This window comes from Allosphingosinicella sp., from assembly GCF_046295735.1.
Lineage (GTDB): Bacteria > Pseudomonadota > Alphaproteobacteria > Sphingomonadales > Sphingomonadaceae > Allosphingosinicella.
The window spans coordinates 117,641-131,898 of the sequence record NZ_JBKBMQ010000009.1 but is presented as its reverse complement, the minus strand read 5'-3'; the positions used below and the strand labels follow the sequence as shown (position 1 = coordinate 131,898).

The 14,258-nt window shown below is 68.4% G+C and carries 16 protein-coding genes; 11 read left to right on the top strand and 5 right to left on the bottom strand.

Annotated features, from left to right (window positions below; all coding sequences use genetic code 11):
- The first annotated feature begins 45 nt into the window (after positions 1-45).
- From ileS to ACK4K7_RS10340, 5 genes are read left to right on the top strand one after another with little or no spacing between them, the layout of a single operon-like run.
- Positions 46-2,949, top strand: coding sequence for an isoleucine--tRNA ligase (gene ileS, locus ACK4K7_RS10360; RefSeq protein WP_431865773.1), 2,904 nt, complete (start codon positions 46-48; stop codon positions 2,947-2,949).
- Between the two features lie 58 nt (positions 2,950-3,007).
- Positions 3,008-3,490, top strand: coding sequence for a signal peptidase II (gene lspA, locus ACK4K7_RS10355; RefSeq protein ID WP_431865813.1), 483 nt, complete (start codon positions 3,008-3,010; stop codon positions 3,488-3,490).
- Position 3,491: 1 nt separating this feature from the next.
- Positions 3,492-3,908, top strand: coding sequence for a DUF3035 domain-containing protein (locus tag ACK4K7_RS10350; protein WP_431865772.1), 417 nt, complete (start codon positions 3,492-3,494; stop codon positions 3,906-3,908).
- A 48-nt stretch (positions 3,909-3,956) separates the two neighbouring features.
- Positions 3,957-4,586: a phosphatase PAP2 family protein gene (locus tag ACK4K7_RS10345; protein WP_431865771.1), complete on the top strand. Its 630-nt coding sequence runs from the start codon at positions 3,957-3,959 to the stop codon at positions 4,584-4,586.
- Positions 4,583-4,810 carry a hypothetical protein gene (locus ACK4K7_RS10340; protein ID WP_431865770.1) on the top strand — a complete coding sequence of 76 codons (228 nt, stop codon included), beginning with the start codon at positions 4,583-4,585 and terminating at the stop codon, positions 4,808-4,810. The genes ACK4K7_RS10345 and ACK4K7_RS10340 overlap by 4 nt, the downstream gene beginning before the upstream one ends.
- Positions 4,811-4,834: 24 nt before the next feature.
- Here ACK4K7_RS10340 and ACK4K7_RS10335 read toward each other — a convergent pair whose 3' ends face one another.
- Positions 4,835-5,794: an acyl-CoA thioester hydrolase/BAAT C-terminal domain-containing protein gene (locus ACK4K7_RS10335; protein WP_431865769.1), complete on the bottom strand. Its 960-nt coding sequence runs from the start codon at positions 5,792-5,794 to the stop codon at positions 4,835-4,837.
- Positions 5,795-5,867: 73 nt separating this feature from the next.
- Between ACK4K7_RS10335 and ligA the strand changes: the two genes are divergently transcribed.
- Positions 5,868-7,910 (top strand): NAD-dependent DNA ligase LigA, encoded by a 2,043-nt coding sequence (gene ligA, locus ACK4K7_RS10330; protein WP_431865768.1) that lies wholly within the window; start codon positions 5,868-5,870, stop codon positions 7,908-7,910.
- A 24-nt stretch (positions 7,911-7,934) separates the two neighbouring features.
- Here the strand turns inward: ligA and ACK4K7_RS10325 are convergent, their stop codons facing one another.
- Both ACK4K7_RS10325 and ACK4K7_RS10320 read right to left on the bottom strand, forming a co-directional pair.
- Entirely contained in the window at positions 7,935-8,294 is a 360-nt protein-coding gene (locus ACK4K7_RS10325; RefSeq protein WP_431865766.1) for a hypothetical protein, read from the bottom strand.
- 56 nt (positions 8,295-8,350) lie between these two features.
- Positions 8,351-8,575: a hypothetical protein gene (locus ACK4K7_RS10320; protein WP_431865765.1), complete on the bottom strand. Its 225-nt coding sequence runs from the start codon at positions 8,573-8,575 to the stop codon at positions 8,351-8,353.
- Between the two features lie 109 nt (positions 8,576-8,684).
- Between ACK4K7_RS10320 and ACK4K7_RS10315 the strand changes: the two genes are divergently transcribed.
- From ACK4K7_RS10315 to ACK4K7_RS10295, 5 genes are all read left to right on the top strand, one after another.
- On the top strand, positions 8,685-9,209 hold the full coding sequence (locus ACK4K7_RS10315; protein ID WP_431865764.1) for a helix-turn-helix domain-containing protein: 525 nt from the start codon (positions 8,685-8,687) through the stop codon (positions 9,207-9,209).
- A 102-nt stretch (positions 9,210-9,311) separates the two neighbouring features.
- Positions 9,312-9,662, top strand: coding sequence for a hypothetical protein (locus ACK4K7_RS10310; RefSeq protein WP_431865763.1), 351 nt, complete (start codon positions 9,312-9,314; stop codon positions 9,660-9,662).
- 52 nt (positions 9,663-9,714) lie between these two features.
- Complete coding sequence (locus ACK4K7_RS10305) at positions 9,715-10,176, top strand: hypothetical protein (protein WP_431865762.1); 462 nt, start codon at positions 9,715-9,717, stop codon at positions 10,174-10,176.
- Entirely contained in the window at positions 10,173-10,643 is a 471-nt protein-coding gene (locus tag ACK4K7_RS10300; RefSeq protein WP_431865761.1) for a JAB domain-containing protein, read from the top strand. The genes ACK4K7_RS10305 and ACK4K7_RS10300 overlap by 4 nt, the downstream gene beginning before the upstream one ends.
- A gap of 150 nt (positions 10,644-10,793) precedes the next feature.
- Complete coding sequence (locus ACK4K7_RS10295; RefSeq protein ID WP_431865760.1) at positions 10,794-12,035, top strand: tyrosine-type recombinase/integrase; 1,242 nt, start codon at positions 10,794-10,796, stop codon at positions 12,033-12,035.
- A gap of 37 nt (positions 12,036-12,072) precedes the next feature.
- Here ACK4K7_RS10295 and ACK4K7_RS10290 read toward each other — a convergent pair whose 3' ends face one another.
- Together ACK4K7_RS10290 and ACK4K7_RS10285 are read right to left on the bottom strand one after the other, a co-directional pair.
- Entirely contained in the window at positions 12,073-13,317 is a 1,245-nt protein-coding gene (locus tag ACK4K7_RS10290) for a hypothetical protein (RefSeq protein ID WP_431865758.1), read from the bottom strand.
- Between the two features lie 129 nt (positions 13,318-13,446).
- Positions 13,447-14,241 (bottom strand): phosphoadenosine phosphosulfate reductase family protein, encoded by a 795-nt coding sequence (locus ACK4K7_RS10285; protein WP_431865756.1) that lies wholly within the window; start codon positions 14,239-14,241, stop codon positions 13,447-13,449.
- Positions 14,242-14,258 lie beyond the last annotated feature (17 nt).

The following is a 14,258-nucleotide window of genomic DNA, read 5'->3' as shown; positions in this document are numbered from 1 at the left end:
CGGGTGTTCCCACTCCCGTGCTCCTAAGCTAAGGCCGGCGCCGACATGTCCGAAAAACCCGACTATAAAGACACGGTCTTCCTGCCGAAGACCGATTTCCCGATGAAGGCCGGCCTCGCCCAGAAGGAGCCGGCGATCCTCGCGCGCTGGGCGGAGACCGGCCTCTACCGCCAGCTGCGCGACGCCCGGAAGGACCGCGAACGCTTCATCCTCCATGACGGCCCGCCCTACGCCAATGGCGACATCCATATGGGCCACGCGATGAACAAGATCCTGAAGGACATCGTCGTGCGCTCGCAGTCGCTGCTCGGCAAGGACGCGCCCTACGTGCCCGGCTGGGACTGTCACGGCCTTCCGATCGAATGGAAGATCGAGGAGCAATATCGCAAGAAGAAGCAGGACAAGGACCAGGTCCCACCGCGCGAGTTCCGCGCGGAATGCCGGGCCTATGCGGAAAAGTGGGTAAATATACAGTCCGAGCAGTTCCAGCGGCTCGGCGTGATGGGCGAATGGGACGATCCCTACCTCACCATGAAATATGAGGCCGAGGCCTCGATCGTCGCCGAGCTCCTGAAGTTCGCGACCAGCGGCCAGCTCTACCGCGGCGCCAAGCCGGTGATGTGGAGCCCGGTGGAGAAGACCGCCTTGGCCGAGGCCGAGGTCGAATATGAGGACATCACGTCAACGCAGATCGACGTGGCGTTCGAGATTGTGGAGAGCCCGATCCCGGAGCTGGTCGGCGCCCATGCGGTGGTGTGGACGACGACGCCGTGGACCATCCCGGTCAACCAGGCGATCGCTTATGGGGAGGATGTCGAGTACGTTCTCTTAGAGGCCGGCGGCAGGAAGCTGCTGATCGCGTCGGCCCTGGTCGAGCAAACCCTCTCCCGTCATTCCGGCGAAAGCCGGAATCCCTCTTCCGACGGGGAAGCGAATGGAGATTCCGGCCTCCGCCGGAATGACGAGTTGTGGCGCGGCAAGGGCTCGGACCTCGCCGGCACCGTCGCGCGCCACCCGATGCACCGGCTCGGCGGCTTCTACGCGAAACCGCGCCCGTTCCTCCCCGGCGATTTCGTCACCACCGACCAGGGCACAGGGCTCGTCCACATGTCGCCGGACCATGGCGAGGACGATTTCGAACTGTGCAAGGCGCACGGCATCGACCCGGTCTTCGCCGTCACCGACGACGGCCGCTACCGCGAGGATTGGGGATGGCTCGGCGGGCAGGGCTCGGTGATCAACCCCAAATTCAACGCGCCCGAAGGGCCGATCTGCTCGGACCTGCGCGCGGCCGGCGCCCTGCTCGCGGCCTCGGCGGACTTCAAGCATTCCTATCCGCACAGCTGGCGCTCCAAGGCCAAGATCATCTTCCGCTGCACCCCGCAATGGTTCATCGCGATGGGCAAGCCCCTCTCCCCTTCAGGGGAGAGGGAGAGCCTTGCGCAGCAAGGCGAGGGAGAGGGGGAGTCGGGTGAAGCGGCACAGCCCCTCTCCCCGACCCTCTCCCCTGAAGGGGAGAGGGGGCTTAGAGCCACCGCTCTTCAGGCCATCGACGAGACGCGCTGGGTGCCGGAGAAGGCGAAGAATCGCATCCGGTCGATGGTCGAAGGCCGGCCCGACTGGGTGATCAGTCGGCAGCGCGCCTGGGGCGTGCCGATCGCGCTCTACGTCAACCGCAGGACCGGCGACTATCTGGTCGACGCCGCGGTCAACGCGCGCATCATCCACGCCTTTCACCAGGGCGGCGCCGACGCCTGGTTCGGGGCCGACCACCAGCAGATGCTGGGCAACGCCTACAGCCTCGACGAATGGGAACCGGTCACCGACATCCTCGACGTCTGGTTCGACAGCGGATCGACCCATGCCTATGTGGTCGAGGCCCGCTACGGCGAGGGCGTGCGCGCCGACCTCTATGTCGAAGGATCGGACCAGCATCGCGGCTGGTTCCAATCCTCGCTGCTCGAAAGCTCCGGCACGCGCGGCCGCGCGCCCTACGAGGCGGTGCTGACCCACGGCTTCGCGCTCGACCAGAACGGGCGCAAGATGTCGAAATCGATCGGCAACGTGATCGATCCGCTCGCCATCATCCGCGACAACGGCGCCGACATCCTGCGCCTGTGGGTCGCCTCGACCGACTATTTCGAGGACGTGCGGATCGGCAAGGAGGTGCTCGCCACCACGTCCGACGCCTATCGCAAGCTCCGCAACACCTTCCGCTACCTGCTCGGCGCGCTCGACGGCTTCACCGATGCCGAGCGGGTGGCGCCGGAGGACATGCCCGAACTCGAGCGCTGGGTGCTCCACCGCCTCGCCACGCTCGACCGGGAGCTGCGGCAGGCGGCGGAGGATTTCGAGTTCAACCGCTACACCCGCCTGCTCACCGCGTTCGCGAACGACGATCTGTCGGCCTTCTTCTTCGACATCAGGAAGGACGCGCTCTATTGCGACGTGGGGCCGCAGCTTCCCGAAGGAACGGCGAAGCGCCGCGCCTACCGCACGGTGCTCGACCAAGTCTTCCACGCGCTGGTGCGCTGGGCGAGCCCGATCCTCTGCTTCACCGCCGAGGAAGCGTGGGGCACCCGCTATCCCGACGCCGGTTCGGTCCACCTGCTCGAATGGCCGGAGATCGACCCCGCATGGCGCGACGATGCGCTCAGCGCGAGATGGACCGAGGTGATCGCGGCGCGCGAGAAGGTGACGGAGGCGATCGAACCGCTGCGGCGCGAGAAGATCATCCGCTCCAGCAACGAGGCGGTGGTGACCCTTCCCGTCCTTCCGGACGCGCGCGACCTGCCCGAGATCTTCATCGTTTCCGACGTGCGTGAAGGCGCCGAACTGAGCGTCGCCCGCACCGAACATGACAAATGCGAGCGCTGCTGGCGTCATCTGCCGGACGTGGTTCCGGAGACCGCCTTGTGCGGGCGCTGCGAGGAGGTGGTGAATGGCTGACGTGGCGCCGGGCAAAGCCAAGCTCCCGCCGATCGACCGGCAGCGGCGCAACCGGGTGATGGTGTTCGCCATCGCGCTCGCCATCTTCCTGTTCGATCAGATCACCAAATGGATCGTGATCCATCCGTTGCGGCTGGAGGATGTGGGGGTGATCGAGCTGCTCCCCTTCTTCGACCTGCGCTGGGTGCGCAATTACGGGGTGTCGATGGGCTTCCTCACCGCCGGTACCGATCTCGGCCGCTGGCTGCTGGTCGCGCTCACCGCCGGCATCGCCTTGTTCGTGGGCATCTGGGCCTGGAAGGAGAAGCGCCGCGACGACGCGATCGCGCTCGCGATGGTGCTCGGCGGCGCGCTCGGCAACATCGTCGATCGCACCCGCTACGGCTATGTGGTTGATTTCGCGGACCTCCATATCGGCGAGTGGCGGCCCTTTTTGGTCTTTAACGTCGCCGACGCCGCGATTACCATCGGCGTCCTGCTGTTGCTCGTGCGGGCGCTTCTTACCCGCGAGGGCAAGTCGCCCAACAAGAAAGAAGCCTGATATGCGTAGCCTCCCCCACCTCCTCGCCGCCTCCGCGGCCATCCTCGCCCTTTCGGCCTGCACCAGCCGCGGCGGCGCCTTCGCCGACGCGCAGACCGATCGCTTCGCCGTGACCCGCACCGCGCCGCTGGTGATCCCGCCCGATTTCGCCGCCGCTCCGCCGCGTCCGGGCGAGCCCGGCTCCGCGGCCGAGGCCCGCACCCAGCCGCTGCAGAGCGCGTTCGGCGGCGCCGCGCCGCGCAGCGACGTGGAGCGTTCCCTGCTCCAGCGCGCCGAGGCGGACCGCGCCGCGGCCGGCGCCCGGTCGGTGGCCGGCGATCCCGACACCCGGGTAATCGATCGCGGCACGCTCAGCCTCACCATCCTGCAGATGCCCGAAGGCGACGGCCAGGAAGCGGCGGTGCGCGTTCCCCAATAAGCGCCGCCGCGCGGGAGCGCACATGCGCTTCGCCTGAAAGACCGCCCGATGCCGTTCGTCCTGTTCAGCCTGATCGTCGCCTGGGGCGTGATGCTCCTGTTCGGCGGGCTGGAGATGGACAGCGCCATCCTGATGCTCGCTTATGCGGGCGACCGGCCGGACATCCTGCAGCTGGCGCGGATCGTCACGGAACTGGGCGGGTGGCTGGCGCTGGTGCCGCTCACCATCGCGGGCGCCATCCTGCTGCTGGCGCGCGGCGACACGCGCGGCGCCTTCCTCCTGCTCGTCCTCACCCTCTCGGGCCGCTTCCTCGTCGACCTGCAGAAGGTGTGGACCGCGCGGATCCGGCCGGAAGAGCATGAGCATCTCGTCGCCGTCCAGTCGCTCTCCTTTCCGTCCGCCCATGCCGCCAATGCGACCATGGTCTATGTGTCGCTCGCCCTGCTCCTGTTCCCAGGCCGCGGCCGCGCCTTGGCCCTGTGGATCGCGGCTTGGCTCGCTTTGCTGATCGGCGCGAGCCGGGTGCTGCTCGGCGTGCATTGGCCGAGCGACGTGATCGCCGGCTGGGCCTTCGGCCTCTTCTGGACGTTCCTGCTGTTCGCTTTGTCGGGACGAACGCTCGACGAGGGAACGCCCCCGGCGCTGCGTCATTCTCCCTGGCAAGGAGGACAGACATGACCGAGAACAGACGCGCCGAGACGGCCCGCGACCATGACGACAGCGACCTGATCGAAAGCATGGAGGACGCCCCCTCCCACGGCAACCGGTCCGGCCACCGCATCGGCCACGATATCGGCACCCAGGACGAGCTGAAGCAGGCGGTCGGCGAAGGCGGCGTCACCCGCGCCCGCGATTCCGACAAAAAGGACGAGGCCGACCTGCCGAGGTTCAACGACAGCTGAGGAGACTGGCCGGGGGCGAAGCGCCTATTTCCCCAGCGCTTCCTTGAGGAAGGCCAGGATGCGGGGCCAGCCGTCGGCGCGGGCGGCGTTGTTGCCTTCGGGGGTGCCGCCCAGCGCGGCGAGGCCGGGGAGGCGCGGGTCGTCTTCCGGGACCGGGCGGCCGTAGACGGCATGGCCGGCATTTTCATAGGCGAGCAGCCGGACGTCGGGGCGGCCATGGGCCCGGGCGCGATCGACGAGCTGCCGCGCCATCGGGCAGGCCGGCCACAGCGTGTCCGCTTCGCCGCAGACGAGCAGCACCGGCGCGGCGATCCGCTCCACCGGAATGGCGGCGTCGGGATGATCGCCGAGCCGCGCCAGCCCCGCTTCGTACACCGCGCCGATCGTGGTCGCGGCTTCCGGCCGGCCGTAGGGCAGGTGCGGCAGCGGCCGGCCGCCCTCCGACCAGGAGCTGCCGATCGCCCCGTCCATCCCTTCCCAGACGATGCCCGGCCAGGCGACGCTCGACGGCATGCCGGCGACCACCGCCTTCACCGGATGGCGCACGGCGACCAGCAAGGCCGCTTCCGCGCCCTTCGATCCGCCGAGGATGCCGATCCGGCCGCCGTCCACCTCCGGCTGGCGTGCCAGCCAGGCGAGCGCCGTGCCGAAATATTCGAGCGGCACATGTTCGAGCCGCGACGACTGGCCGGGCGCGCGGAAATAGGAAAGCTGGAGCACCGAAAAGCCTTCCGCGCGCAGCGCCTCGGCGGTTCGCACCCCGCCTTCGGTGAGCCCGCCTTCCGAGCCGCCGAGCAGCAGGATGGCGGGTCCGGGCGCGTCGGCGGGGAAATAATTGGCGATCAGCCCGTCGTCGGTCACGCGCCGCCCCTCTGGACCCGGCTCCGCCGCCTGGACCGGCGGGATCGGGAATTGGGCGGCGGCGGGCGCGGGCGAGAGCGCGAGCAGCAAGGCCGCGGCGGCGGCGATCGAGACGTGGCGCATCGGCGGTCCCCCTGTTGTCGGGCCGCATCATAGCGCTTGACGAGGGCGGCCCGCCAAGCCTTTTCGTAGCCCGATGACCGAACAGGAAGCCGCCGCCGAACTGGAGCGTCTCGCCCGCGAGATTGCCCGCCACAATCGCCTTTATCATGGCGAGGACGCGCCCGAGATCAGCGACGCGGACTTCGACGCCCTGGTCCGCCGCAACGCGGAGATCGAGGCGCGCTTCCCGCAGCTGGTGCGCGAGGACAGCCCGTCCCGCCAAGTCGGGGCGGCGCCGGCGGCGCACCTGTCCAAGGTCCCGCACGCGCTGCCGATGCTGAGCCTGGAGAACGGTTTTTCCGAGGAGGAGGTGGCGGACTTCGTCGGCCGGGTGCGGCGTTTCCTCAGCCTGACGCCGGACACGGAGGTGGCGCTCACCGCCGAGCCGAAGATCGACGGCCTGTCTTGCTCGCTGCGCTACGAGCGCGGCGCGCTGACGCTGGCCGCCACCCGCGGCGACGGCACGGTGGGCGAGGTCGTCACCGACAATGTCCGCACCATCGCCGACATACCGGAGCGGCTGGCGGGCGGGGCGCCGGACGTGTTCGAGATACGCGGCGAGGTCTATATGTCCAAGGCGGACTTCGCCGCGCTGAACGCCCGCCAGGCGGAGGACGGCGGCAAGATCTTCGCCAACCCGCGCAACGCCGCCGCCGGATCGCTGCGCCAGAAGGACGCGGCGGTCACCGCCGCCCGCCCGTTGCGATTCTACGCCCATGGCTGGGGCGAGGCGTCCGCGCTGCCGGCCGACACGCAGGCGGGCGTGATGGCGGCGATCCGCGAATGGGGCCTTCCGATCGCCGAGGATTTCGCCCGCTTCACGCAGCTCGAGCCGCTGATCGCCTTCTACCGCCGGATCGAGGCGAAGCGCGCCGACCTGCCGTTCGACATCGACGGCGTCGTCTACAAGGTCGACCGGCTGGACTGGCAGAAAAGGCTCGGCCAGGTCGCCAAGGCGCCGCGCTGGGCGCTGGCCCACAAATTCCCGGCGGAGCAAGCGGAGACGGTGCTGAACGCGATCGATATCCAGGTCGGCCGCACCGGCGCGCTGACGCCGGTGGCGCGGCTGGAGCCGGTGACGGTGGGCGGCGTCGTCGTCACCAACGCGACGCTCCACAACGAGGACGAGATCGCCCGGCTGGGCGTGCGGCCGGGCGACCGGGTGGTGGTGCAGCGGGCCGGCGACGTCATCCCCCAGATCGTCGGCAACCTCAGCAAGGAGGAGCCGCGGCCGCCTTTCCTGTTTCCGACCGTCTGCCCGCGCTGCGGATCCCATGCCGAGCGCGAGGACGGCGAGGTGGTGCGGCGCTGTTCCGGCGGCCTCATCTGCCCGGCCCAGCGGGTGGAGCGGCTGCGCCACTTCGTCTCCCGCCAGGCGCTGGACATCGAGGGGCTGGGCGAGAAATCGATCACCGCCTTCTTCGACGACGGGCTGATCCGTTCCCCCGCCGACATCTTCCGCCTGAAGGACAAGATCGACCTGCTCGCCAGGCGCGAGGGCTGGGGCGGCACGTCGATCCGCAACCTGCTCGCGGCGATCGAGGCCAAGCGCCGGCCGCCGCTCGACCGGCTGCTGTTCGCGCTCGGCATCCGCCACGTCGGGCAGGTGACGGCGCGCGACCTGGCGCGGGCGTTCGGATCGATGGAGGCGCTGCGCGACACCGCCGCCCGCGCCGGCGGCGACGAAGCGGCGCTGGCCGAGCTGGTGGCGGTGGAGGGGATCGGGCCGGTGGTCGCGCAGGCGGTGGCGGATTTTTTCGCCGAGCCGCACAATATCGACGTGGTGGACGACCTGCTGCGGGAAGTGAGCCCGCCGCCTTATGCCGTCGAGACGCTGCAGTCGCCGGTGACCGGCAAGACGCTGGTCTTCACCGGCAGCCTGGAGGCGCTGTCGCGCGACGAGGCCAAGGCGCAGGCCGAGCGGCTGGGCGCCAAGGTGGCGGGATCGGTGTCCGCCAAGACGGACCTGGTGGTCGCCGGCCCCGGCGCCGGATCGAAGCTCAAGAAAGCGAGCGAGCTCGGGATCGAGGTGATCGACGAGGCGGAATGGCTGCGGATCGTGGCCGAGGCGGGCTGAGGCGGGCGCCTCCCGCCCCGCCGCTTACTGCATCGTCACCCGGATCGCGTTGCCGCGGTCGCTGGTGATGGCGCGGGTTTCGCCGCGGCGGAAGGGCGCGGCATAAGGCCAGCATTCGCGCGGCGCGCCCGCCCAGTGGAAGCACAGGTTCCGGTTCACGACCTCGTAGCGGCCCTGGACGACATTGTTGCCGAACGCGGCGCGGACGACGCCGCCGCGCTGGAAGGACAGCATGGTGACGGGGCCGCGCGCGGTCTCCATCCGGAGCGTGCGGCCGGCGAGTTCCGCGCCCGGCTGGGACGGCGGCATCACGGTGGCGCAGCCGGCCAGGGTGGTGGCCGACGCGGCGAGGATCAGGGCAAGCCCGGTAGTGCGCATGTTCATTTCACCTCCGAAAGGCCAGAGCGCGCCAAAGCGCGCGCGGTTCCCGCGGGACGGCGTCAGCGATGGCCGCCGGGCGCGGGGCCGCGCTCCAGCCGGTTCAGCTCTTCCTGCAGCAAGGCGATGCCGTGGCTGACATGGGCCGCGGGCGACCACAGTTCCAGCCGGTCCAGATCCTCCAGGCAATCCCGGAGCCGGGCCAGCAGGCGCGCGATCGCGGCGGCCCGGTCCCCCGCCTGAGCGAACTGGCCGCGCGGCGGCGACGAATCGTTGAACTTGTCCACTCGGGCCCTTCCCGCAACCTTTTGCGCCCCCGCGATTCGGCTTGTACGCCTCATGCGGGCCGCGCTCAAATGGTTGTTCGCGCACGCCCGTCTGACTAAAGCTTGGTCCATGGGTCCAGAGCGCATCGCCAAGCTCAACGAAGGGCAGCGCACGTGCCTGCGCATGGTGCTGGCGCATATGTCGTCCAAGGACATCGCCCGGGAACTGGGCATTTCCCACCACACCGTCGACAAGAGGATCAAGACGGCGATGCAGACGCTCGGCGCCGAAAGCCGGGTCGACGCGGCGCGAATGCTGGCCGCGCACGAGGACGGACATGGGTACCAGCCGTTGGTATACCAAGCGCCGGACGTTGCCGAACCGGGGGACGGCGCGGCAATCCCCGTCTCGTTCGACGACGAAGGCGCGGAGGACCGGGCCGGCCATGAGGGCCGATGGGGGCAATCCGCCGCGGATGCGGCGGGACGCCCGAACGGCCGGACCGTACCTCTGCCTTTCCCGACCGGACGGGGGGAGCGCAACACGCTCAGCATCCCCGCCCGGCTGGGCTGGATCGTGGCGATCGCCATCGGTTCCGCGCTGTCGTTCGGCGCCGTTCTGGCCGGGCTCGACGCTTTGTCGCGGCTGATCTGACCGGCGCCATCGTAACCGCTTAGCCACGCCGCAAGGCTTCACCGCCGTCAGCCAACACCAGGCCGCGGGCGACCCGATGCGTCGCCCGGGGGGAGATGGATCATGCTCAAGCAAAGGAAAGAAGCCGCACAGCAGGTCGCCGACCGGCTGTTCGCCGCCGAACAGGCGATCGACGAGGCGCTCGCCCGCGCCGCCGAGCTCAACGCCGCCATGCCGGCCGCCCGCAGCCGGGCGAACCTCGCCGCGCAGGTCGGCCAGGACGCGCTCGAGGCGGCGGCGGAAAGCTTCGCCGCCCTGGTCCGCGCCCGGCACCAGATCGTGGAGGCGCACCGCCGGCTCGACGCGGCCAAGACCCAGATCGGCCTGCGCACGGTCGCGATCGGCGGCGGGATGGAGAAGCCGCCGATGGGCCGCGCCGCCCATTTGTCGATCGTCGACGGCGCCGCCGCCTGACCGCCGCGGCGAAAAGGTTGACCGGACCGGCTTCGGCTGGTCCGGTCGGGCGATGATGCTGCAGATCCTCTATTGGACGACGCTCGCCGCCTGCCTGCTGTTCGCGCTGAAGCGCGGCGGGGCGGACGAGCGGATCGGCGCCGCCGTCATCGCCGTCGGCTCGCTGCTGAGCGTGGGGGCGGCGGCGGCGCCCAACGGCCGCTTCCAGGCCGCCGAGACCGGGATCCTGATCGTCGACCTCGCCGTGCTCGCCGCCTTCCTCGCGCTCGCGCTTCGCTCCGAAAGGTTCTGGCCGTTATGGGCAACCGGTTTCCATCTGGTCGCGGTGGTGACGCATGGGGCGATGATGGTGAGCCCGGGGGTGGTGCCGCGGGCCTATGCGCTGGCCCAGGGCTTCTGGGCCTATCCGATGTTGTTCGCCATCGCGATCGGCACCAGCCTGCTGCGCCCGCCGCCGCCCTCCCCGCCGCCTTCGACGAGGCGGGGGCCGACGCCGCGGCCGAGCGCGCCTTGACCCGCCTGATCGATTCCGCCCGCCCCGGCCGGGGGCGCGACGCGGCGCGGGCGCTGCTGCGCCGCTACGGATCGCTCGGCGCGGTGGCGGCGGCGCCGGCCGAGGCGCTGGCCGAGGCGGCGGGCTGCGCGCGCGCGGCCGAGCAGGTGGCCGCCGCCGCGGCGATGATGCGCGCGGCGCTGAAGGCCGAGGCGGCGGCGGCGCCGATCGATCCGGACGCGCCGGCCTTCCGCGACTATCTCCAGGCGGCGATCGGCTGGCTCGCGGCCGAGCAGTTCCGCGTCTTCTATCTCGACGGGCACGGCCGGCTGATCGCGGAGGCGCTGATCGCGTCCGGGACGGCGGGCGAGGTGGAGGCGCGGCCGCGCGACGTGATCGGCCGCGCGCTGGCGCTCGACGCCGCGGCGCTGATCCTGGCGCACAACCACCCTGATTACCCCGCTTCGATCACGCACGCTCACGCCTGAGACCGCTGAAACACAGCAGTTTTCCTCCCTTGCGTAGCCCGTGCGACATTGGCAAACTGGGGGCGGTTGTAAGGGGATCGGGAGCGGTACAGCACTCGCCTACTGACCCCAACGCAGCCTGGTGTTCTCAACGGCTCGTGAGGTGCGGCGATGGGTGCTCTGACCGACGGCGCGATCCGCCAGGCCCTGAAGCGTGTGGAGCTGACGGGCAAGCAGGAGAACCTAACCGACGGCGAAGGCCGCGGCACTGGCCGCTTGGTGCTGATCGTCCGCGCCATGCCCAAGCGCGTCATTGCGGACTGGATGGCCCAGCAGTGGCGGGATGGGAAGCGGGTCAAGAAGAAGCTCGGCGCCTATCCGTCCATGTCGCTGGCCCAGGCCCGCGAGGTGTTCAAGCGCGACTACTCGGACGCCATCCAGAAGGGTCGCAGCATCAAGATCAGCGGCGACACGAGGCCCGGCACGGTGGGTGACCTGTTCGAAGGTTATGTCGCCTCGCTAAAGGCAGCCGGCAAGCCATCCTGGAAGGAAACGGAGAAGGGCCTGAACAAGATCGCCGACACGCTCGGCCGCAATCGTCTCGCCCGCGAGATCGAGCCCGAGGAGCTGGTGGAGCTAATCCGGCCCATCTACGAGCGTGGCGCCCGCTCCATGGCCGACCACGTCCGGGGCTATCTTCATGCCGCCTACAGCTGGGGCATGAAGTCGGAGCATGACTACCGCAGCACCTCGCCGCGACGCTTCCGCATCCCGTTCAACCCGGCCTCAGGCATCCCGACCGAGCCCAAGGCGCAGGGCACGCGCTGGCTCGATGAGGACGAGTTCGTGAAGCTTTACCGCTGGCTCGACTGCCCGGACGTGCCGGTGCACCCCTCCTACCCTCGCGCCGTCCAGCTCATCATGCTGACGGGCCAGCGGGTGGAGGAGATCGCGAGCCTCCATGTCGACCAGTGGGACGCCAAGGAGCGGATCATCGACTGGTCGAAGACGAAGAACATGCAGCCGCACGCCATCCCGCTGCCCTCGCTCGCGGCCGAACTCATCGAGTCGATCACGCCGAGCGAGGCGGGCTGGTTCTTCCCGTCAGCCAAGGATCCGAGCCGCCCCGTCACCCACGGCACGCTCTACAGCTTCGTCTGGCGGCAGCGGGACCGCGGCGTGATCCCGTTCGCGACGAACCGAGACCTACGGCGTACCTGGAAGACGCTGGCCGGCAAGGCAGGGATCGCGAAGGAGATCCGCGACCGCATCCAGAACCACGCGCTTCAGGACGTCAGCTCCAAGAACTACGACCGCTGGAACTACATGCCCGAGAAGCGCGCAGCTATGGCCAAGTGGGACCGGTACGTTCGCAGCCTGCTCGCCCGTAAGAAGCTGAAGCAGGCCGCTTAGGGCCGCCTACTCTGCTCCTTACCTTTCGTCCAGAGACTTACCCGATCGCCTCTATCAGATCGGCAGTCTCGAAATTCAGCAGGAACTGCGCATAGGAGGCGCTGAACAGATCCGAGATATACTCTGAGACGTCAACATCCCGGCTCGTATCCCCGTCCCTGCGCTGCAGATCATACTTCCGTGACTTAGTCGTCGCGAAAAGAAACAAAGTGTGGAAGTAGACGGAGCTGATGTAGCGTCGCTCGGCAAGCTCGACGGCTTCCGACGATTTTACGCTTGAGTTGAAGTCTTTCAACACCTTGCTGTCGACATTGACGCATATGCGCGACAGCTTGTCCTCCTCGACGAAGGGATAGACGACAGTCTCGTAGTCCATCTCGACGCCTGCCTCTGCGATCTCTTCCCACGACTTGAGGCCCGGGCCGCCCTCCCGCGAGCAGAGCACCAGCTCAGGGATGCCGAGCGGCGGCTCGACATCCGGCTCCTTGCGCGGCGGTTTGTGCTCTGGATCAGTAATCCGGACCAGGATCGTCTCAGTCAGGTCGCCTTGCGGACTTGTGAGCGTCGCGTGCAGCTCGACTGCATCGCCGACCTTCATCTCGGCCGTCGCGCGCACACCCACCCTGATCGTGCCATCGACAGGGCTCGCACGAACGAGATCCAGGAGGTCGCCCTCGCTCGAGGGGTCGGGTGTGCCACCACCGCCTTGGCCCGCACTAGAGGGGCGCATGACCGCGAGCTTCATGTCGCCAGGATCATCAGTCCGATCGAAGTACTCGTTCTCAACGTCGGTCGCGAAGGAGATTGTCCGATTCCCGCTCTGCGGCAGCTTGAAAAGCTTGAGCCCCTTCTCTGCCGCGTCGCCGCCCTTGACGCGAAAGGCGGACGGGTAACGCTGTGGGTGGAACGGGGGCACCTCGCGAGGCTCGCGTTTCGGCTTCTGCCGCTCCTCGCGCTCCTCTTTCTGAGCTGTGCCCGGCTTTTGGCCGGGAAGGTCGAATGTCTGACGCAGGATCTTGGTCAGGGCATCGTTCATCGGCATGTTGCGGGTCAGGTCGCGCAGCATTTTGCCTGCGTCAGCGTTGTCGACGTTAAGACTCGACTTTCTCCGCTTCGCGATCTCCTTGAGGTCGCTGTCCGCAAGGATTGCGCGGAGATGCTTTCGGATCGCATCCGCCTTGTCGCCGGCCTTGAGCCGATCGCGCGACGCCATGAACAGTTCGTTGCGGACCTCGAGGTCGAGACGCGAGCAGTCGACGTGGATGAGCAGGTAGTCCTTCAAAAGCGGCATTTTAAGCGCGCGGGTGACGAACTCTGATGAGTACGAGCCGTGCAGAGACTTAGGACCCAGCCAGGCCCATCCGCGAGCTTCGCCATCGAGGGTGCCCCCACCCCCAGCCCTCTTCGAACTTCACAAAGAGCAGATCAGGCAGCCGTCGCGCAGCGCCGGATCATCCTGCGGCTCCAAGCCACCAAGCGACTCCACCAGCGGAACGTTGCGGCGTTTCGCGCGGGCCCGGGCCTGCGAGGCTTCCCAGTTCTCCTTGATCTGCTGCATCCTCTCCGGCCGCTCCAATTCGGCTAAGCTCTCGTTCTGACACCAGTAGAATTGCTCGCCGAACTGCACGGCGCGCTCCTCATACTCCTTCGCGCGGTCGAACAGGTCGGGGTGCGTCTCGCGCAGCCGAACCCACTCGATCTTCTGCTGGTAGAAGCAGAAGAAGCAGCCAGACCGCGACCGGCCCCAGTCCATGTACGGCGGCAGACCTAGCCCTGAGTCTTCAAGGATGCGGATGATGTCTGCACGCACCAAACCATCCTCCCGGAAGGGATAAACGGCTGTGATATTCGGCTTGGTGCTGATGTAGCCGACCCGGTTCTCGTCGGCCCGCAAGCCTACGTAGTTCACGACAGGACCGTCGCCGATATAGTTTTCGAACGGCTTGAGCTTCAGCACCTTCGTGCACCACCTACGGTGGTTCGACGGCAGCATCCCCCGATATACCGTCAGCCAGTGGTCAAAGGTGTCGACGGGCGAGGTCCTGACGATAGGCTTGCCCAGGATCGCTTCCAGGCGCGCCAGGTAGTCGTACGTCTCGGGCAGCTCCTTGTCGGTGTCGTGGAAAATGTATTCCATCTCTGCCACGCGGTCGCGCAGGTAGATCGCCAGCGCCGCGCTATCCTTGCCCCCGGACAGGCTGAGCACGTGTCGCACGGACGAAC